19 protein-coding genes are annotated in these 18,835 nt (G+C 69.4%); 7 read left to right on the top strand and 12 right to left on the bottom strand.

Annotated features, from left to right (window positions below; genetic code table 11):
* Positions 1 to 58: 58 nt before the first annotated feature.
* Positions 59 to 943: a metallophosphoesterase gene (locus tag ACG83_RS36085; RefSeq protein WP_054570738.1), complete on the top strand. Its 885-nt coding sequence runs from the start codon at positions 59 to 61 to the stop codon at positions 941 to 943.
* Here the strand turns inward: ACG83_RS36085 and ACG83_RS36080 are convergent.
* On the bottom strand, positions 862 to 2,010 hold the full coding sequence (locus ACG83_RS36080; RefSeq protein ID WP_083473891.1) for an acyl-CoA desaturase: 1,149 nt from the start codon (positions 2,008 to 2,010) through the stop codon (positions 862 to 864). The two genes, ACG83_RS36085 and ACG83_RS36080, sit on opposite strands and share 82 nt — an antisense overlap.
* A 567-nt stretch (positions 2,011 to 2,577) precedes the next feature.
* On the opposite strand from ACG83_RS36080, the gene ACG83_RS36075 reads away from it, so the two are divergent.
* Both ACG83_RS36075 and ACG83_RS36070 read left to right on the top strand, forming a co-directional pair.
* Positions 2,578 to 2,910 (top strand): hypothetical protein, encoded by a 333-nt coding sequence (locus ACG83_RS36075; protein ID WP_054570736.1) that lies wholly within the window; start codon positions 2,578 to 2,580, stop codon positions 2,908 to 2,910.
* Positions 2,911 to 3,042: 132 nt separating this feature from the next.
* Positions 3,043 to 3,654 carry a superoxide dismutase gene (locus ACG83_RS36070; protein ID WP_054570735.1) on the top strand — a complete coding sequence of 204 codons (612 nt, stop codon included), beginning with the start codon at positions 3,043 to 3,045 and terminating at the stop codon, positions 3,652 to 3,654.
* A gap of 210 nt (positions 3,655 to 3,864) precedes the next feature.
* On the opposite strand, the gene ACG83_RS36065 is transcribed toward ACG83_RS36070, so the two are convergent.
* Entirely contained in the window at positions 3,865 to 4,872 is a 1,008-nt protein-coding gene (locus ACG83_RS36065; protein WP_076825932.1) for a TIGR03617 family F420-dependent LLM class oxidoreductase, read from the bottom strand.
* Between the two features lie 381 nt (positions 4,873 to 5,253).
* Here ACG83_RS36065 and ACG83_RS36060 point away from each other — a divergent pair, with 381 nt between their 5' ends.
* Entirely contained in the window at positions 5,254 to 5,490 is a 237-nt protein-coding gene (locus tag ACG83_RS36060; protein WP_006544239.1) for an AbrB/MazE/SpoVT family DNA-binding domain-containing protein, read from the top strand.
* Entirely contained in the window at positions 5,487 to 5,894 is a 408-nt protein-coding gene (locus ACG83_RS36055) for a type II toxin-antitoxin system VapC family toxin (protein ID WP_006544238.1), read from the top strand. Before ACG83_RS36060 ends, ACG83_RS36055 begins: the two co-directional genes overlap by 4 nt.
* A gap of 49 nt (positions 5,895 to 5,943) precedes the next feature.
* Here the strand turns inward: ACG83_RS36055 and ACG83_RS36050 are convergent, their stop codons facing one another.
* Positions 5,944 to 6,765, bottom strand: coding sequence for a fibronectin type III domain-containing protein (locus ACG83_RS36050; RefSeq protein WP_161934833.1), 822 nt, complete (start codon positions 6,763 to 6,765; stop codon positions 5,944 to 5,946).
* 629 nt (positions 6,766 to 7,394) lie between these two features.
* Between ACG83_RS36050 and ACG83_RS36045 the strand changes: the two genes are divergently transcribed.
* Entirely contained in the window at positions 7,395 to 8,969 is a 1,575-nt protein-coding gene (locus ACG83_RS36045; protein ID WP_063793316.1) for a serine/threonine-protein kinase, read from the top strand.
* Here the strand turns inward: ACG83_RS36045 and ACG83_RS36040 are convergent.
* Positions 8,932 to 9,660: a DUF4184 family protein gene (locus tag ACG83_RS36040; protein WP_054570732.1), complete on the bottom strand. Its 729-nt coding sequence runs from the start codon at positions 9,658 to 9,660 to the stop codon at positions 8,932 to 8,934. The two genes, ACG83_RS36045 and ACG83_RS36040, sit on opposite strands and share 38 nt — an antisense overlap.
* A 165-nt stretch (positions 9,661 to 9,825) precedes the next feature.
* Here ACG83_RS36040 and ACG83_RS36035 point away from each other — a divergent pair, with 165 nt between their 5' ends.
* Positions 9,826 to 10,644, top strand: a complete 819-nt coding sequence (locus ACG83_RS36035; RefSeq protein ID WP_054570731.1) for an IclR family transcriptional regulator — start codon at positions 9,826 to 9,828, stop codon at positions 10,642 to 10,644.
* 63 nt (positions 10,645 to 10,707) lie between these two features.
* Here the strand turns inward: ACG83_RS36035 and ACG83_RS36030 are convergent, their stop codons facing one another.
* The 8 genes from ACG83_RS36030 to ACG83_RS35995 form a co-directional block, all read right to left on the bottom strand.
* Positions 10,708 to 11,400, bottom strand: a complete 693-nt coding sequence (locus tag ACG83_RS36030; protein ID WP_198955480.1) for a helix-turn-helix domain-containing protein — start codon at positions 11,398 to 11,400, stop codon at positions 10,708 to 10,710.
* 156 nt (positions 11,401 to 11,556) lie between these two features.
* The gene (locus tag ACG83_RS36025; protein WP_054570730.1) at positions 11,557 to 13,173 is read right to left on the bottom strand and encodes a tannase/feruloyl esterase family alpha/beta hydrolase; all 1,617 of its coding nucleotides are present in this window, start codon (positions 13,171 to 13,173) and stop codon (positions 11,557 to 11,559) included.
* 114 nt (positions 13,174 to 13,287) lie between these two features.
* On the bottom strand, positions 13,288 to 14,121 hold the full coding sequence (hcaB, locus tag ACG83_RS36020; protein ID WP_054570729.1) for a 3-(cis-5,6-dihydroxycyclohexa-1,3-dien-1-yl)propanoate dehydrogenase: 834 nt from the start codon (positions 14,119 to 14,121) through the stop codon (positions 13,288 to 13,290).
* Positions 14,118 to 14,984: an alpha/beta fold hydrolase gene (locus tag ACG83_RS36015; RefSeq protein WP_054570728.1), complete on the bottom strand. Its 867-nt coding sequence runs from the start codon at positions 14,982 to 14,984 to the stop codon at positions 14,118 to 14,120. Before ACG83_RS36015 ends, hcaB begins: the two co-directional genes overlap by 4 nt.
* Positions 14,985 to 15,054: 70 nt before the next feature.
* On the bottom strand, positions 15,055 to 15,684 hold the full coding sequence (locus ACG83_RS36010) for an aromatic-ring-hydroxylating dioxygenase subunit beta (protein WP_054570727.1): 630 nt from the start codon (positions 15,682 to 15,684) through the stop codon (positions 15,055 to 15,057).
* A 71-nt stretch (positions 15,685 to 15,755) separates the two neighbouring features.
* Positions 15,756 to 17,009 carry an NAD(P)/FAD-dependent oxidoreductase gene (locus ACG83_RS36005; RefSeq protein ID WP_054570726.1) on the bottom strand — a complete coding sequence of 418 codons (1,254 nt, stop codon included), beginning with the start codon at positions 17,007 to 17,009 and terminating at the stop codon, positions 15,756 to 15,758.
* Entirely contained in the window at positions 17,006 to 17,374 is a 369-nt protein-coding gene (locus tag ACG83_RS36000; RefSeq protein ID WP_054570725.1) for a non-heme iron oxygenase ferredoxin subunit, read from the bottom strand. The genes ACG83_RS36005 and ACG83_RS36000 overlap by 4 nt, the downstream gene beginning before the upstream one ends.
* Positions 17,371 to 18,729, bottom strand: a complete 1,359-nt coding sequence (locus ACG83_RS35995) for an aromatic ring-hydroxylating dioxygenase subunit alpha (RefSeq protein ID WP_054570724.1) — start codon at positions 18,727 to 18,729, stop codon at positions 17,371 to 17,373. The genes ACG83_RS36000 and ACG83_RS35995 overlap by 4 nt, the downstream gene beginning before the upstream one ends.
* Between the last annotated feature and the right edge of the window lie 106 nt (positions 18,730 to 18,835).

Below are 18,835 nucleotides of genomic sequence, written 5' to 3'. Positions count from 1 at the left end.
CCGCCCGACCGGCGCGGAGCCATCTTCAACCTGGCTCCCTGCGGAAGGTCGACAGAAAATGAACATTGCATTCGTGGGCGACGTCCACGGTTGTGTGCTGCATGCGCTGGGTGCGGCGGTGCTTCTCCAGGAACGGCGCGGAATCAGGCTCGGCGCCGTGATCCAGGTCGGGGATCTGGGCGCCTATCCGTCGGCGGACCGGCTCGACGAGCCCAGCCGCCGTTTCGGGCGGGATCATCCCGCCCAGGGCGACTTCCTCCGGCTGCTGGATCCATCGCCGTCGCTCGCCGAAGGCGTGCGGCTCGCGCTCGAACGCATCCCCTCGGTGCTGTTCGTCAGCGGCAACCACGAGGACCACGACTGGCTGGCCTCGCTGCACGAGGCGGCCGCGGGCGCGGCGGTCGTGCCGGTGGACCCGCTGGGCGCCTACCACCACGTGGCCTGCGGGAGCGTGGTGACGGTCGCCGGAGCAAGAGTGGCGTTCCTCGGGCTGATCGAGTCCGCCGGGAAGATGGATCTGGACGAAGTCGCCTACGCCCGGCTCGTCGATACTGCGCCGGGCACCGTGGACGTCCTGGTCACCCACGACGGCCCGTACGGGATGTCACGCGACCGGCGCGGGAGCGTGCAGGGCTCGCCGAAGCTCTCCCGGCTCATCGAGCACCTGCGGCCACGGCTGCATGTCGGCGGCCACTACCACCATTCCGGCGAGCCGCGGCACTACGGCCCGACGACCTCCTACGTGCTCCACCAGCTGGTGCGGCCCAAGGCCACCCGATGGGATCCGAACCCGGTCAACCCCGAGCAGCGGGTGACGGCCGGCAGCATCGGTCTGTTCGACACCGAGACCGGCGGCTTCACCTACGTCCGCGACGAGTGGCTGACCGAGGTGAGCGGAGACGCACTCGACCTCGCCGGGCTCGTCGCCGCCACGCCCCGCTGATCGGCGGGCACGCCGTTCTCCGGCCGGGCGGCGTTCTCCAGCCGGGCGACCTGGTGCAGGTAGCCGAAGGCCTGCCGATAGGTGCTCAGCAGGGACGTGTGCGTGTACGGAATCTCGTTGGCCCGGCAGAAGTCCCGCACCAGCGGCCGCACCCGGCGCAGCGACCTGCGGGGCATGCTCGGGAAGAGGTGGTGCTCGATCTGGTGGTTCAGGCCGCCGAACAGATAGTCGACCACGCGCCCACCGTCGACGTTGCGCGCCGTGGCCGCCTGCCGCCACACGAAGTCCGTCCGCGGGCTGCCGTGGACGATCGGCATGCCCTTGTGGTTCGGCGCGACCACCAGCGCGAAATAGGTGCCGAACACACCCTGCTGCACCAGGACGAAGACGACCGCGTGTACCGGGTCGAGCACGGCCGCCACGAGTCCGGCGTACCCCAGCGCGAACAGCGCCAGCGCGAGGCACTCGGGCCCGCGATGACGACCGCCGCCCCGCACCAGGAACTGCACGCTTTTCACATGCAGCACGAATGCCTGCAGGGGAAGGGCGATGCAGATGACCGCCACCTGGTGGCGGACGACCAGTCGGGCGATCCGGCCGCGCCGCCGCGCCGGCTTCGGATAGAACGAGACCATCTTGTTGTCGATATCCGGGTCGAGCCCCACATGATTCGGGTTGAGGTGGTGGCGCCGATGCTTGTCGACCCACCAGCCGAAACTCAGCCCGATCGCGAGATTCGCGGCCAGAATGCCGAGGGCGTCGTTCCCACGCCGGGAGCGGAACACCTGGCGGTGCCCCGCGTCATGCCCGAGGAAACCGATGTGCGTGAACGCGATCCCCAGCCAGGCGGCGACGAGCACCTGCCACCACGAACGGCCGACCAGCACGAAGGCGGCCCACCCTCCGACGAGCAGCGTCAGGTCGGCGGCGATGCGCCCGGCGTAGTACCTCGGGTCGCGCTGTAGATACCCCGCGTCCCGCACGAGGGTCAGCAGCTCGGAGCCGCGGGCCCGGTCCGGTGGCGCCGCGAGGGTGCCCACCGGTCTGATCTCGATGAACGTGGACATCGACACGCCCCTTTGCGACCCCGGCCGTCGAGGAGACGGGCTCCACGAAGCTCGGCGTGCCGTGAGTGTGACAGCCGGGTGGGATGGCCGAAATGCGCGCACGCCGGGTTCGTCTGGAATCCGAGAATCTCGTCGCCCAGGGTTCCACCGGCGGCCACCAGCACCACAGCTGGGCTTTCCACCGGCATCCGGCGTGCTGCGACGCGAGGCCTCGGCCGGACGGACCTTCTCAATGTCGATTTCCCGGTAACGGGCGACCTGTCCGGCGTAGGCGGCGTGCGGGCCGGGTGCTGAGGCCGGTGGGGCGCACGCGTGCTGTCACCCGCCCGCTTCGGAGTTCGCCGGTTCCGGCTCTCGCCGGAGCTGATCCTGCCGGCTGCACGGTGAGACATCCCGGTCACGCGGCGAGCCATGATGGTAACCGAGAGTTTGCGATCATATGCCCTGAGTGGCGGTTTCCACGGGGCGCGACCAACTCAACACCCCCCGACTGAGTCCTCTAGTTTGCAGCTGCGAATCATAGGCAACTACTGTTCGGTTGCAGGTCGACCGAGGGGAGCAGGATCCGTGGGAAGCGTCCCTACCGACCCGATGGCCGCGTGCCTGCCGGTGGCGATCGAGATCATGACCGCGTACACCGACTCAGCCGACGACCCCGCCTTCTTCTGGGAGAGCGTCCAGCGGGTGATGGCCGACGGCGCGCAGCGCACCAACCCGGCAGCGGCCATGGCCGAGCTCGTGCTCGGGCTGGCGACGCTGTGCGGCATCGCCCTGAACGACCTCGCCGACCGCTCCGGATCGGACGTGGCCACCCGCGACGTCCTGCGCGCGATCCAGCGCACGTACGTCTCCGGCGCCGCCGGTCCCGCCCGGCCAGCCGGCCCGGCCGAGAGCAGCTGAGAACGGCTGAGAGCAGCTGAAAACGGCTGAGACGGCGAGGCGTCTGCTCGCCCACGAACCGCACCTCGGCGCGGTCCGCGCACAGCGGGCCGCCAACCACACACCCACCACCAACCAGTGAAGGACGACCAGGTGAGCGTCTACACCCTGCCCGATCTGCAGTACGACTACGCCGCGCTGGAGCCGGCGATCAGCGGCCAGATCATCGAGCTGCACCACGACAAGCACCACGCGACCTACGTCGCCGGCGCGAACACCACCCTCGACAAGCTCGCCGAAGCCCGCGACTCCGGCGACTTCGGCGCCATCGTCGGCCTGGAGAAGACCCTCGCATTCAACGTCTCCGGCCACATCCTGCACTCGATCTACTGGCAGAACCTCTCCCCCGACGGCGGCGACAAGCCCGACGGCGCCCTCGGCGACGCGATCACCGAGTCCTTCGGCTCCTTCGACAGCTTCAAGGCCCAGCTCACCGCCGTCACCACCACCGTCCAGGGCTCCGGCTGGGGCATCCTCGCCTACGACCAGCTCTCCGGACGTCTCCTCGTCGAGCAGGTCTACGACCACCAGAGCAACGTCGGCATCGGCAACACCACGCTGCTCGCCTTCGACGCCTGGGAGCACGCCTGGTACCTGCAGTACAAGAACGTCAAGGCCGACTACGTGACCGCCCTGTGGGACATCGTCAACTGGGCCGACGTCGCCGCCCGCTACACCGCCGCCAAGCAGATCACCTCGGTCTGACGCGGCGCGCCCCGCGCGCAGGCTCCGCGCACACCACCCGGCCGGCCGGGACGGCACCCAGCCACCTGGCCGGCGGGGTGGCTCGCCATCCGCCACCGCAGACGCCACCGGCCGCGAGGCACCGGGCACCCTTCCCGACGCCCGCGGAGCACCGGGACCCTAACTGGTATCCGAGCTGGCATACGGACTGGTATCCGGCCGTTGCGCAGGTCAGCCGCGCAGTGCGTCCACCAGCGCCCCGAGCTCGTCGTCACGCACGGTGCCGGACAGACCGATCTGCACCCGGTCGACCAGCCCGCCGTAGCGGCGGGCCACCTCACCCGGAAGATCCTCGGGCGCGCCGACGATGGCGAACGCGGCCAGGACCTCGTCGTCGATGGCGTCGCCCATCTTGTCCCACGCGCCGAGCTTGGACAGCCGGGTGAGCTCCTCGCCGAGTTCGCCCCAGCCGTGATGGTCCAGCACGGGCCGGTAGGCAGGCGTCGAGGCGTAGAAGGCGATGGTGGCGCGGGCGCCCCGGGAGCTGGCCGCGACCTCGGCGTCATCATGCCCGAGCGCCGTGAAGATCGGGACGCTGACCTCCATCCCGCCACGGGAGCGCCCGGCCCGGTCAAGCCCACGCTGGAGGTTGGCGAGCGTGACGTCACGCAGATAGGCCGGCGTGGTGAACCCGTGCGCGAGGTAGCCGTCGGCGACCTCGCCGGCGACCGCCGTCATCGCCGGTCCCACGCCGGCGAGATAGATCTCCGGGTCGCCGTGCTCGCTGGGGCCATGGTTGAACATCGGGGTCATCAGCGTGTGCTGGTAGAACTCGCCTTCGAACCGCAGTGGGCCGCCGGTCTGCCAGGAGGCCCAGATCGCCCGAAGAGCCTGCACGTACTCCCTCATCCGCGCCGCCGGGCTGGACCAGGGCATCGAGAACCGCCGGACGATGTGCGGCCGGATCTGGCTGCCGAGCCCGAGCACGAACCGGCCGTGGGACTGGCGGTGCAGGTCCGCCGCCGTGACCGCGACGGTCATCGGGCTCCGTGCGAATGCCACCGCGATACCGGTTCCCAGCGAGATCCTCGTGGTCGCCGCGGCCGCCAGCGTCATGGGCAGGAACGGGTCGTGCGCCACCTCGGCGGAGATCATCCGGTCGAATCCGCATTCCTCCGCGCGCAGCGCGGTCCTGGCGGCATCAGCCAGATCGCACTGGGTGATCGCGTCAACCTTCATCGATGTTCCCTCCCGCTGGTGGTTCGCCGGACGCATGGCGATGCCCGTTCTCTACAGTGCTACTACGGTGCGACCTGTGGTGCGCCGGTTCTCCATCGCGTCCAGCCACTCGGGGACCTCGGGGAGCTCGGGGAGCTCGATCGTCCGGCCGACAACGGGGCTCTGAACACGAGCGCCCGTATATCGAGTCGATGTCGTTGAAGTCGAGGCAGAACGCCTCCGTTCTGATGCGAACCTCGCCCGGAGCTGGTTCGCGCACCTTCACGTCCCGCAGCTCAAGCGCGGTCGTCGGCGCGGCGTGCCGGGTCGCGCCCCAGCATTTCGCCACACCAAGTTGATCACACGGGCAGCATAGTGGGATCAGATTGGTATCGTGTTCCCATGGAAGCTGTTGTGGATCAGGCGGGCCGCATCGTGCTGCCCAAGTCCATCCGCGACGCACTGGGCCTGCTCCCCGGCACGAAGGTGGACATCTCGCCTTACGGGGCCGGCGTGCAGGTCGTGCCAGCCGGCAGAACCGCCCGCCTCGTCGAGGAGAACGGGGTGCTCGTGTCCGCCGGCGACACGCCTGTCGACGACGACGTCCTGTTCGGCCTCATCGACGCCACCCGCAGGTGACCATCGCCGTCGACACCAGTGTCGCCGTCCCACTGCTTGTCCGCTCCCATCAGCACCACACGGACGTGGCGCGGTGGTGGGGCGGACAACAGCTCACGCTGAGTGGGCACGCCCTGGCCGAGACCTACTCGGTGCTCACCAGACTCCCGGGTGACGCCCGCCTGTCCGGGCCGGACGCCGCACGCCTGCTTGACGCGAGATTCACGGCACCGCTGGTGCTGAGCGGGCCACCCGCCCAGCAGATCCACACGACCTTGAGCCGACTCGGCATCGTCGGGGGCGCCGTGTATGACGGTCTGGTGGCACTCACCGCCAAAGAGCACGGCCTGGCCCTTGCGACCAGGGACGCACGTGCCCGCGGCACCTATGACGCGGTCGGCGTCAAGGTGATCCTGGTCGGGTGAATCCGTACCGGTGAAGCCCCCGGCCTCCACAACCCCTGAGCTTCTCAGCTCAACTGCGAGGGGTGACGGTGACCGGAGTGGAGAGCCCCGACTCGCCAGAGCTGTTGCTCGCGGTCAACCAGAACTCGTACGTGTGCCCGTTGACCAGCTGCTTCGCCAGGTAGCAGGTTCCGTTGACCGCAAACGGCATCCGCTGTCGGACCTGCCCGGCCGTCACATCACGGTAGTAAAGCGTATACGCGTCAGCACCGGGCGACGCCATCCAGCACAGATTCGCCTCAGCGTTCCGCGGCGTGGCCGCCACCCCTGACGGCGCCGCTGGCACCGGTTTCCTCGGCGTGGCGGTGACCGTCGGCGAAAATCCCGACTCGCCGGCACGATTACTTCCAGTCAACCGAAATTCATAGGTGTGGCCGTTGACCAGTTGATCCGCAGTGTAAGAGGGCTTTGGGATCGGGAAAGGCATTCGAATCCAGTCCTGCCCGGCCGTCACATCACGGTGGAAAAGCGTGTAGTTGTCAACACCTGACGTCGCCGCCCAGCGCAGCTGCACGGTCGCATCGCCGGGTTCGGCTCGCAGGCCCGACGGGGCCGGCGGGGCCGACAGCGTCGTGCGCTCAGGCCCGCTCGTCGACCGATCCGGCGCCGTGGACGGGGCCGGAGCCATCGGCTCGACCGTGACCGTGTTGGACGGATCCGACTCGCCGGCACGGTTGCTGCCGGTCAACCGAAATTCATAGGTATGACCGTTGACCAGCTCCTTCGCGGGATAGCAGGGCTTCTCGATCGGAAAAGGCATCCGCATCCAGCCCTGCCCGGCCGTCACATCACGGTGGAAAAGCGTGTAGTTGTCAACATCCGGCGAGGCCACCCAGCACAGATCCGCCGTCGCGTTGCCGGGTTGGGCTCGCAGGCCGGTCGGAGCCGTGGGCACCTCGACCGATGCCGGTCCGCTGGACGCCCCCGGATCGCCTGCGGGCCCGGAGCTCAGCCCGGTCGACGCCGATGCCCCCACCTCGGGCCCGGACTGCGTGGCAGCGACGTCCCGCGCCTGCGTGGTCGCGCCGTCCCGTGCCGTCCAGAACCCCGCCGCCACCGCGACGAGGGCCACGGCCAGGACGGTGAGGCCGGCCCGAAAACCGGTGTCGACGGTGGCCCGCAGCAGCCGCGCACCACCGCGAATCCGGGATCTGACCTGGCGTGACACCCGAATCGAAGCAGGTGGCGCAGCCGGGCCCGAGGCAGTCTCCTTCGATGCGGCCTGGTTCGGGCTGGCCTGCGGGGCATCGACACCCATACCGGTCTCGTTTCTCGGGCCGACGGACCATGGCACATCTGACCGTGCGACCCTAACACCGTTGATCTCCGGCTGATCCCGGTTCCGACCGAGATGGCCGGAGCAGGGAGAACCACACCCCGTTTCACGCAAAGCCGGGCGCACTGACCCTCGATCGACACTAGGGTTGTGCTTTCCAGGGCCAAAGCGCAAAAGGGGATTCGGTGGCAGCGGAAGCCGATCACGCTGTAGGCACCAGGATCGTCGGGCGATACCAGCTGATCGAGCAGATCGGTGCCGGCGGCTATGGAACGGTCTGGCGGGCCGTCGACGAGGTCCTCAACGTCACCGTGGCGGCCAAGCAGCTACGGATTCCCGTGGCGGCATCGGCGGGCCACACCTCGTTGCTGGTCACCCGGGTCATGCGTGAGGCGCGAATGGTGGCGAAGCTTCGCGACCATCCCCATGTCGTCACCGTGCTCGACGTGGTCGAGGAGAACAATCTCCCCTGGATCATCATGGAGTACGTGCCATCGGTGTCGTTGGCCGAGGCGATCCGCACCCGTGGCCCGCTTTCGGCCGACGAGGTCATCCGGATCGGCGTCGCCGTGCTGGACGCACTCGTCGCGGCGCACCAGCGCGGGATCAGCCATCGGGACGTCAAGCCCGCGAACATTCTGATCGGCCACGACGGCCGCATCGTGCTTGTCGATTTCGGCGTCGCCGCCCACTGGTCGGATCCGACGATCACTGACGGTCCGATCGGCACCCTGGCGTACATCGCCCCGGAACAGTTCGCGGGCATCCGCCAGTCCACGGCGGGCGACCTGTTCTCGCTCGGCGCCACGATGTACCACGCGGCCGAGGGAACATCGGCCTTCTCCCGGACGACCCAGGCCGCGACGATCCAGGCCGTCCTCCACGACCGTCCCCAGTTCATCCGGACGCCCGGGTCGCTGGCGGCCGTGATCGAGGGATTCCTCGTCAAGGATCCAGCGGGCCGCCTGACAGGCAGCGCGGCGCTGGCGGCCCTTCGCGGCGCGCTGGCCGCACCACACCACGAGCGGTCGGAGCATGCGGGTGGGCAGCCGGAGCACGTGGACGAACGGCCAAAGCATGAAGCCGATCCTCGGCCGCTCAGCGGTGATGATCTTCAGGATGGCCTCGCCATCGGCACAGAACCCGTCGAGCTGCGCGAATCGGGGCTGCGGCGGGTACTGGGGGGCGTACTCGCGGTCGTGGCCCTGGCCGCGGCCGCCGCACCGTGGAGTGTTGCCCTCCTTGGAGATCTCCCGGCCTGGATCGGTGCGCCGGCGGCCGTGTGGTCGTGCTTCTTCGGGTCCTGGGCTGTCATCTTCGGCTACCTCTTCTGCCGGCCCGACCTGCTCCTCATCAGCGGGACGATGCTGCGCTACCGGCGTGACGGCGTGGAGCACGTGCTGACCCGCGACCAGATCGACGGCGTCCGCGTCCGCGCCGGGCACCTCGAGGTCCTGCTTTCCGACCCGCCCTGCCCGTCAGACTCGCCCGGTTCCGCGTGGCTCCGGCGCTGCCAGGATCGGTCCGAGCCGCCTTACCTCGATCCGAGCGGTGTCCTGGTCCTGTGCGCTCTCGAAGATCTCTCCGGTGGCTCGGCCGAGCAGATCGCGGCCGCAAGCCGCCGGTTCGGCCACGACGAGTTCGCCGCGTCGTCCACAGGACCGGCCCTCCCCGCAGCACCAGCAGCACCAGCAGCGGAGAAGCTGCTCGTCGACACGGGGCTCAGCGCGGGCGTACGGCCCACCAGCCGGCCACGATGATCAGGAGTGTGCCGATCAGGGCCAGCACGCCGGCGACGGCGGCCTCGAAGGCGACGGCGCGCAGTCCACGGGGGTCCTGGGTCGCCGCCGCGGCGGCTGCGACGCACGGCACCACCGCCACCAGCACGCCCATGGGCAGGATGACGGCCTGGGACGGATGCCGCCGCGGCCGGCGTGGCCCCCGCGGCAGGGCCCGCAGGTGGGCGACGGCCGCCAGCGCGACGATGGCCAGCCCTGCCACGCTGCTGGCGTACTGCAGCCAGCCATACCCGGGCAGGCCCCCGTGCTCGGCACGCAACCAGGCGAACTGATGAAAACCCCACCGGTCGCGGTGGGTGAACAGGTCCCAGCCCACATGCGTCAGCCCGCCGACCATCGCGGCCGCGGGAGCCAGCATCCACTGGCGCCGGCTCAGCCGCGCTCGGGGAGCGAGCCGCAGCCGGACGGCATCCGGCGCCAGGTCGACCAGGGCGTCACGCACGAGGTGACTCCACACCAGCAGCACCGCGATGGTCAGCGCCGGGACGACGGTGACGATCCCGAGCAGGCTGTGGGTAAGCCGGTACAGGTCCGCCCAGCGGCCGAAGACCGGCACATCGGGAACCATCGAGCCCACGACCATCGCACTCATCGGCAGACCGAGCCCGCGCAGCGGCAGGACCGCCGCGGGATGGCTCGCAGTGAACGGCACCCAGCCCCCTCAGCACCAGTCGCCCCGAATGTACCGGGCGACCAGTAGGGGAACCCGTCGACTCATGCCTCCAGGACCCATCGGTCCGGTTTACAGCGCCGACGGGGGTCATCTAAAGTGGATGAGCGTCTACTACAGTTGTCCGCGGATGCGCCGGAGGACCCCATGGAGAACGGTGACGTCATCGAGTCCGCCGTGGCCAGCCAGCAGACAGCAGTGGACAAGGCGTTACTTCTCGTCCGTTCCCTCGCAGGTGAGGGCCGCGAGATCGGTGTGAGCGAACTGGCCCGACGCACCCAGATGACCAAGTCGACGGCTTTTCGCCTGCTGGCGATCCTGCAGCGCAACGAGTTCGTCGAGCGTGTCGGCAGCGACTACCGGCTGAGCCCGCACGTGTCCGACCTAGGATCCTGCGTCTACGGACCGACCACGTCACTGGTCCACGACAAGCTGCTCCCCTATCTCGTCGATCTCTACGAGCACACCCACGAGACGGTGCATCTCGCCGTGTTGCACGGCGACGAGGTCGCGTACATCAACAAGATCCATGGCCATCGGGCAGCCCGCTCACCATCCAGGATCGGCACTCGGCTGCCTGCCCACTGCACCGGCGTCGGCAAGGCGATGCTCGCCTTCACTCCCGCCACCGCCGAAATCATCTCCAGGACAGCCACGCTGCCGGCCCGTACCGAATATTCCATCTCCGACAGCGGGCTGCTCCGCGCCGAGCTGGGGCGCATCCGCGAGGACGGGATCGCCTACGACCGCCAGGAGGCGGCGCTCGGGCTCTCCTGCGTCGCCGTGCCGGTCATGGGCCTGGCGCGGCAGCCGCTCGCGGCGCTGTCGGTTGCCGGCCCGCATCAGCGGTTCGATCCCGCGAGATATGCGCCGATATTACGCCGGGTGGGATATGAGGCATCTCGTACCATCGCGGCGGCGACGGTGCGCAGAGGCGCTGAAACCGGAGTCGGCCCTAGGACCTAGGTCCAGCTCCTTACAAATACATTCTTCACCGCTCACCCGACCGGCGGCCGGGAACAATGCTTTTCAGGATTCCTCGGCCTGCCCGTGTTCCTCAGCCGGGGCCCAGGACTCCCCCATCCGGCTCCGAACGCCGCCCCCGTGCTGGCGCTGGGTTCCCATGGCGCCCGTGCCGGGCTGGACGCGGGGAACACTTACCACGATGTGTACCAGGCTCTCACCGGACAGCGACTGATACCTGTGCGGCCGGTCACCGGCGTATCGCGCGAAATCTCCCTCGCGCAGCTCGATGGGGCTGTCCACCGGACCGACGCGGACACTTCCAACAATGACGTAGAGGTGTTCGAGTGTGCCCGCCGGATGGAGCTCGGGCTCGCCGCCTTGGCCTTCCGGCACCGGGTGGATGCGCATCAGGTAGTTCTCGATGACCCCGGACCCGTAGACGTGGTCCAACAGGCGGACCTCGTGGCTGTCGTGCCGCTGCCAGACGACGTCGTTCGCCCGCTGCACGGCGACGATCTGCTCGCGTTCGGCAACCAGCCGGGTAACCGGGACGCCGAGCGCGGTAGCGATCGAGAACAGGGTGTCGACGGTCGGGTTGCCGTTGCTCTGCTCCAGCTTCGACAGCGTCTGCTTGGCCAGCCCGGACTGGCGGGCGAGCTCGGCCAGCGAGAGCCCCCGCTGCTGCCTGAGGAGGCGGATGTTGCGCGCGACAACAGCATGACCCGACTCCACGCCTTCACTGTATTGCGGCGTCACCGTTTGCACCTTCGGACTGGCGGTGACGGAAACCACGCGCTGTGACGCCTGGTTTCCGCCGGTCCCGGTAGGCGCGCCGAAGAACGTCGGGCCGCACGGGCCGGTTCCGTGGTCGGCACGACGTTGTGCCGACCACGGAACCGGCCGCGGCGCTGGTCAGGCAGCGCAGTGGTAGCTGCTCGCCACCTTTCGGTCGCCCTGGCCGTTGTAGCGAGCGACCTGGGGGTAGAGGCAGATGTTGCGGGTGATCGTGCCCTCCGTGAGGCTGGTGGTCGAGGAGGTCAGCGTGGCCGGAGCCTGGCCGTTCTCGACCCAGTTCACGAGCGAGGCAAGAACGTTGGTCGGAACGGGCCCGTTCCCGCCGATGCCGCAGTGCCCGACGCCCGGAGCGAGGAAAAGGCGGTAGAAGTCGTTGGTGCTGGCCGCCCCGCCCATGGTGTTCTGCACCCGCTTGTAGTAGTCGACGGTTCCCTGCGGGAAGATCAGCTGATCCGCGAGACCGTGCCAGCTGAGAATCTTGCCGCCCCGGTTCCTGAACGCGGTCAGATCCGGGTCACCGGTCCCGATGATCTCCTTGTACTCGGCCTGGGACTGCCCGATGAGCGACACCAGCTGGGTGGGTGTGACAGCCGCGATGTCAGCCGACGGCTGCTTCAGAAGGAAGTACTTGACCCAGTCCGCGATCAGCGAGTTCGGTGAACCGCTCCGCCGCCCGAGCAGGTCCGAGGTGGTTCCGGCGACCATGTCAATCGCGGCACCCTTCGGAAGCCCGTACCAGACCTGCTGGCCGTCCGCCGACGTCGGCCCTGCCCAGATGCGTCGCACGACCTCGGCGTCCTTGGCGGTGATCGTCTGGAACGTGAGATCACAGAAGATTACTTTGCCGATCAGACTCTTCGGGTCGAATGCGCAGGTCTCCGGCTGGCTGATGAGGCCGCCGGCCACCGTGTCCCCCCCGTTGCAGGCAGCGATCGCCGCATCGGTGAAGACCTTGAACTTGCAGGCACTCGGGTAGGTCTTCAGGTCGTTCATCACGACCTGCGGCCACAGCTCGGACGGGACGAACGTGTCCCAGTTGATCGCCGAGGCCGAGGCCATGATGCCGTCGTAGTCGTCCGGGTACCGCTGGGCTTCCATCATTCCCTGACGGCCCCCGGTCGAGCAGCCGTTCCAGTACGAATAGGACGCCTGCTGGCCGTAGAAGCTCGCGACAATCTGCTTCGCGGCGACCGTCATGTCGTGGATCGACCGGTGGGCGAAGTTGGTGAGCAGTCCGGTGTTGACGGTGCCGTCGGCCTTGAGCGCCCACGCCGTGGGGCTCAGCGGGTTGAAGCCGATACCGGCATCCGTCGCCGCGGCGGCATACCCCTCCTGCACAGCCGAGGGAAGGGTGGAGACATTCGGGCCCAGGCTGAGGTCACCGAGCTGCAAGCTCGCCGCGTAACCACCGCCGCCGGTCCCCTGGAACCGCCCGTTCCACCCGTTGGTCGGCAGCCAGACCGCGACCTGGACCTTGTCGCCGTCGCCGGGGTGGGTCAGGTAGAGCGTGACCTCACAGTGCGCCGGCACATTCAGCAGGAGGTCGGCTCCCTTGTCCGCTGTCGACATCGACTGAATCGTCGCGCCGGAGACGGTGGGCTGCGTGACGTTGCCGCACGCCGTCCCGGTGGCGGCCGATGCCGGGCTGGCCAGCACCGCTCCCTGCACCGCCATCGCCGCCGCGGTACCGACCGCGGCGAGCAGCGCTAACAGGCGTTGTCCCGATTTCTTCATTTTTCTCCCTGTGTTCCGCCCGGCATGGCACCCGCCACCCGGCAATGCCCCCCTGGGCTTCCGGTTGATCGAGCCCTCCAGCAGCGCCAGCCCACTCTCAGAGCCAGCCGGCTCTCAGAGCCGGTCGCCGCCCGCGCCGGAGGTGAATCCGCGGACGCCGATGCCGCCGTCCGCCTGGATCGCCTGACCGGTGATGGCGCTGCTCTGCGCGCGAGCCGCCAGCAGCACATACGGACCGGTCAGGTCCGCCGGCTCGACGCTGGCGCTGTGGAGCGGGATGGGTGGTGCGGGCGCGTCGGCGGGCCTGCGGTCGAAGGAGGCCGCGAGCGAGCGGTCCGCGAGCGCGAGCGTTTCGGGGCCGCGCAGGTCGGTGCGCATGGCCCCGCACGCCACCCCGTTGACCCGCACCTTCGGCGCGAGTTCATAGGCCAGCTCGCGCATCAGGCCAAGGCAGGCGTGTTTGCTCGCCGTGTAGAGCGGGCCGCCGCCGTTGACGTAGAACGAGGCGTTGGACAGCGTCATGACGATGCAGCCGCGCGCTTTGACAAGCTCCCGCCAGGCGGCTTCGGCGGCGAGCAGGTAGCCCTTGACGTTGATCGCGAAGATCTCGTCGAAAGCGGCGTCGAGCTCGCCGGCCGACAGGCGGGTGAGCTGGCGCTGGTAGTCCCAGACTCCCGCGTTGGCGACGAGGATGTCGAGCCGGCCGAACCGGTCGACGGTCTCGGCGACCGCGCGGTGCAGGTCGGCGCTGGACCGGACGTCGCCGGTCACGGTGTGGACGCGATCCGGGTCGGCCGACTTCCCGCGGACGACGTCGAGCCGGGAGGCATCGCGATCGAAGATCACGACAGCGGCGCCCTCGGCGACGAAACGCTCGGCAACGGCCGCGCCGATCCCGGAGGCACCGCCGGTGATCAGGGCGACGTCCCCCGAAAGCCATCCACTCATGTGGCGGCCCGCAGGAAATCGGTGACCAGGCGCTCGAACTCCCGCGCCCGCTCCAGCTGCACCCAGTGACCGCAGCGGCCGAACACATGCAGCTGGACGTCCCGGATCTGCTTCAGCATGATCTGGGCCCCCTCCAGGGTGATCGTCCGGTCGTCGCGCCCCCACAGCAGCAGCGTCGGCGCGGTGATCCGGTGCAGGTCACGCCACAGCGGATCCATGCCGCCGCGCCTGGCGAACGCCGCGTTGTAAAAGTGGTAGAAGGCGATGTGGCTTTCGTCCAGCGAAGCCTCGTAACGTGCCCGGACGACATCCTCGCCGAATTGACGGTGGTCGAAGACCATTGTCCGGATGAACGCGGCCATCTTCTTTTCGCTGGGGCCGCCGCCCTGGTAGTAGCGGAACATCTCCTTCTGGCCCTCGGTGGGCGTGGGCCCGAACGGGAGCCAGCCGCCGCCGGGTGCCATCAGCACCAGCTTCTCGACCCGGTCGGGGTGCTGCTGCGCGAGCGCGAGGGCAGCGGCTCCGCCAAGGCTGTTGCCGAGCAGGTGGAACCGGTCGACACCCAGCGCGTCGAGTGCCTGGAGCAGCGCGACCGCCGTGATGGCGGTGATGGACCGGGCAGCGAGATCACTCTCGGTGGGCCGATAGCTGCCGCCGAACCCAGGCTGGTCGGGCAGCACCACCCGGAAATGGTCCGTCAGTGCGGGGAGGTTCTGATGGTAGTTGCTCACGCCGGAGGCACCGGGCCCGCCGCCGTGCAGCATGACCAGCACCGGGCCGTCGCCTGCCTCGGCAACGGCGATCTCGCCGAGTGCGGTGGGCACCCGATGCGTCCTCAGCGCGACTTCACTGGCGGTTGTCACGATGGTTCCTTCAACAGGTCGGCGGTGGGATCAGAGATCGAGGAAGCGGAGATCCGCATGCGCGCGGAAATCAGAAGAATGTGCTGATGTTCTTCGCGAGCAGCACGTTCTGATCGAGCAGGACCGCGCGGCGCACGATGACCAGCCCGTCCTCGGTCCGTCGCAGCAGATCGGTGCGCTCACCGGCGAACACGTTCTCCTCGCGCTGGAGCCGGTTGCGGTAGACAAGAAAGTTCGAGCGGGCGACCAACACCGCCTCCGCGGGTCCCAGGCCCGGCTCGGCCAAGCCCGGCTCGGCCAGATCCGGCTGGGCCAGGTCGCCGCCCACGACGGCGTGACGTACCCGAACGTTCGTGATCAGATGCCGGGTCCGTGACGGCGGGTCCTCGGACCAGGCCGAGCCGGATTCGAACCGGCGGATCCGCCACTGCAGGCTGGCCTTCGTCTCGTCGTAGTAGGCGGCCTCGCCACGGGCGGCGACGGAGAGCGCCTGCTGCCTGCGCAGCCGGTCCGTCCGGGTCGGCATCCAGTACACGAGGTCGTCCGCGAGCAGGTCCAGCCATTCCACGAACCGGTGTTCGTCGAGCAGTTCGGCTTCGCGGTAGTAGAGCTGTTCGACCTCGAAATGGGTACCGAGGTCGGCTCGGCGGTCAGCGACGGCCGCATCCGGTGTCGCGACACGGTCGGACGTGGTGCTCACGCCTCATTCGATCCTTTCAGGAGCGGGGCCGGCCAGGTGTCGTGCCGCCCAGCGGCACGGCTGCCCGCGATTCAGCCGCCGCGCAGCAGCCGGCGAAGATTCGTCGACGGGTCGGCCAGCTGGGCGGCGTCGACGGGGATGGCGCCAGCCACCAGCCGGCGCGCGGTGCGCGTGGCGTGGCCGTCGTCGACGGACGCGGCACCGACCACCAGGTTCCCGCGCAGGCCGAACACCGCGAACGGCTCGTCGCCGAAGCACCCGCGCACGACGGTGTGGTCCGCGTCCGCCATCCGGCCGACCACCTCGACATGCCGGCCGTGGCGGTCGCTCCAGAACCAGGGGGTCGGCCGGGCCGGCGCGGGCCGGCCGAGCAGTGTCGCCGCCGCGCACTCCCCGTCAGACCGGGCCGCATCCCAGTGCTCGGCCCGGGTACCGTCCGCGCGAGCGCGGGTCGCGTCACCGACGGCCAGCACCGCGGGGTTGGACGTGCGCTGGCCGGTATCCACCAGCACCCCTCGGTCGACGTCGAGGCCGGCGGCCTCGGCAAGCCCGGTGTCCGAGACCATGCCGACCCCGAGCACGACGAGGTCGACCACCCGCGCCCGCCCCTCGCCGACCAGCGCGGCCTCGACACCGCTGGACGTATGCGTGAGCGTGGCGAGGCCGGCGGCGACGGTGTGGATGCCGCGGGCCCGGTGCTGGTCGTGCAGCCAGGCCGCGAGGTCTGGTCCGACCACGGCGGAAAGCGGTCTCGTCACCGGGTCGGCCAGCACGACCTCGCATCCCAGCCCGGCCAGCGTGGAGGCGACCTCCGCGCCGATCAGACCGGCGCCGACCACCAGGACCCGCCGTGCCGAGGGCAGGGCGTCCCGGAGCCGATCCGCGTCGTCGACGGTGCGCAGCACATGGACGGCGCTGCCGCGCGCGCCAGAGATCGGCAGGGCACCAGAGATCGGCAGGGCACCGGGGATCGGCGGGCGCGCAGCCGAGCCGCCGGTGGCCAGGACGACCCGGTCCGCGGGCAGTTCGGTGCCGTCGGCGAGCTCGACCCGCCCCGACGCGGGCCGCAGCGCCGCGACCCGGGCTCGGGTGATCAGCCGGATCGACTGCGTGTCGTACCATTCGGGCCGCTGCAGGGCGATCTGTTCGAGGCCTCGCTTGCCGGCCAGGTAGTCCTTGCTCAGTGGCGGCCGGTCGTAGGGAAGCCCGCCCGCGTCGACGAGGGTCAGCGAACCGTCGTAGCCGCCGGCACGCAGGGCGGCCACCGTGCTGACGCCGGCGATGCCGCCACCGACGACCACGACCTTGTGCGCCACACCGCTCACGACGCCGGCGCCCCGTTCGGGGGCTCGTTCGGGGGCTCGTTCGGGAAAAGGTACACCTCTCCGTCGCGGACCTCCGTGCGGTGGGCGACGGCATCGCGGGTCGCGGGCAGCCCTTCCACCTTCCCGTCACGCAGGCAGAACCGGCTGGCGTGCAGCGGGCACTCGACGTACCCCTTCTCCACCCAGCCCTCGGCGAGGGAGGCCGTCTCATGGGTGCAGGTGTCGTTGAGCGCCCACACGGTGCCGTCGTCGTCACGCAGCAACGCGATGTCGTCGTCGGTGCCGGTGACGGCACGGTCGATCGCGATGCCCTCGCCCTCGGGAATGTCGTCGAGGGCCGCGACCCGGATGCCCGTCGTGCTCATATGTCCCCCTCGTACCAGGCCGGGGTGTTCATCAGTCGCTGCCAGCGGCGGTAGAACGCGCGGCCGGCGGAATCGCTGTAGAGCTCACTGCTCAGGCCGGGATATCGCCCGTCCTCGCGTTCCGAGCCCAGGCCCATCTGGTAGTTGAGCGGGACGCTGTTGGTGACGAACCCGCGCGAGATGGCCTGCACCTCGCTCCAGTTCTCGCCGTCGTCCTGCTCGAAGACGCCGCTGGGCCCGAAGGTGCGCAGGTTGTAGAGGCGCTGGGCTTCCTTGACGTCGTCGGGCATCGAACGGTCCACCAGCGTCCAGGCCCACACCTCCATCCGGTCGGGGCCCTTCGGATGCCAGACCCGGACACTGCCGTTGACCGGCAGGTACGAGAAGTTGGGGAAGACCGTGGCATGGCCGTTGGTCAGCGGGCCCTCGACCCGCGCGTCCCCGAGGCGGGCCCGGGCCGCGTCGTAGTCGAACCACTGGTGCACCGGCTGGGCGTCGAAACGGTTCCTCGGATGGACCGGGAATCCCGCGCCGTGACCGTTCGGGTCGGCGTACTGGCGGCCGCTGCGATGGACGATCTCGTCCCGGGGGCCTTTTCCCTCCGGCGACAGAAGCATCAACGCCGACGCGTGGCTCATGTTCACGTGGTACCAGTCGGTCGCGAACTGCTCGGCCGCCAGTTTCCAGTTGCCGTCCAGAACCCATTTGTGGACGCCGCCGACGACCTCGGTGCCCGAGCCGTCGTGGTCGAGCATCGCGTCCATGTACCAGGCCATCGTGCCCAGCGCCTCGCTCAGCGACGGCGCCCGCGGATTCCAGGTGCCGAAGATCAGGCCGCGGTGGCTGTCGATGAGCGGGACCTCGACCAGGCCCCAGTCGGCGGTGTCGAAACTCTCCGGGTACCCGGCCTTGTTCGGGACGCTGACCAGGCGGCCGTCGAGATCGAACGACCATCCGTGATAGGTGCAGGTGAAGTTCCGGGTGGTGCCGGCGTCGGCGCGGCACACCCGGGCGCCCCGATGCCGGCAGGAGTTGAGGTAGGCCCGGATCTTCCGGTTCCTGTCCATCGTGACGATGACCGGGTCCTCGCCCATGTAGGTGCCGAAGAAATCACCGGGCCTGCGGAACTGGTCCGTGTGCGCGAGAAACAGCCAGCTGGGTGCGAAGACCCGGCGCAGCTCCTGCTGGTAGATCTGGTGATCCGTGAAGATGGCCCGGTCGACGAGGCCGCCGTCGGCGTCCACCAGCCCGGACGTGTCGATGGTCGAGGCCAGTTCGGGCGGGCGGCTCAGGGGGCCGAACGGAGTCGGGGTGGGCCGACCCGAGCGGCCGGCCAGCTCAGGGCTCGACGTCATAGGAGCTCCTCTCCCGTGTCCGGTGGGGCCGCCACCGTGTTCGCAGGCCTCCTCCTCGTCCAGCCCCGCCGCCCGGGGGCGGGGCATCGGCGTGATCCACGAGGCT

This window comes from Frankia sp. R43 (assembly GCF_001306465.1).
In the GTDB taxonomy this organism is placed as follows: Bacteria; Actinomycetota; Actinomycetes; order Frankiales; family Frankiaceae; genus Parafrankia; species Parafrankia irregularis.
This window is presented reverse-complemented; position numbering and strand designations above follow the sequence as displayed.

Coding starts and splice junctions, on each gene's coding strand:
- ACG83_RS36065 (WP_076825932.1), bottom strand. CDS start 4,872: ATGAAGGTTGACGCGATCACCCAGTGCGATCTGGCTGATGCCGCCAGG.
- ACG83_RS35995 (WP_054570724.1), bottom strand. CDS start 18,729: ATGACGTCGAGCCCTGAGCTGGCCGGCCGCTCGGGTCGGCCCACCCCG.
- ACG83_RS36080 (WP_083473891.1), bottom strand. CDS start 2,010: ATGTCCACGTTCATCGAGATCAGACCGGTGGGCACCCTCGCGGCGCCA.
- ACG83_RS36035 (WP_054570731.1), top strand. CDS start 9,826: ATGGAGAACGGTGACGTCATCGAGTCCGCCGTGGCCAGCCAGCAGACA.
- ACG83_RS36060 (WP_006544239.1), top strand. CDS start 5,254: ATGGAAGCTGTTGTGGATCAGGCGGGCCGCATCGTGCTGCCCAAGTCC.
- ACG83_RS36025 (WP_054570730.1), bottom strand. CDS start 13,173: ATGAAGAAATCGGGACAACGCCTGTTAGCGCTGCTCGCCGCGGTCGGT.
- hcaB (WP_054570729.1), bottom strand. CDS start 14,121: ATGAGTGGATGGCTTTCGGGGGACGTCGCCCTGATCACCGGCGGTGCC.
- ACG83_RS36000 (WP_054570725.1), bottom strand. CDS start 17,374: ATGAGCACGACGGGCATCCGGGTCGCGGCCCTCGACGACATTCCCGAG.
- ACG83_RS36085 (WP_054570738.1), top strand. CDS start 59: ATGAACATTGCATTCGTGGGCGACGTCCACGGTTGTGTGCTGCATGCG.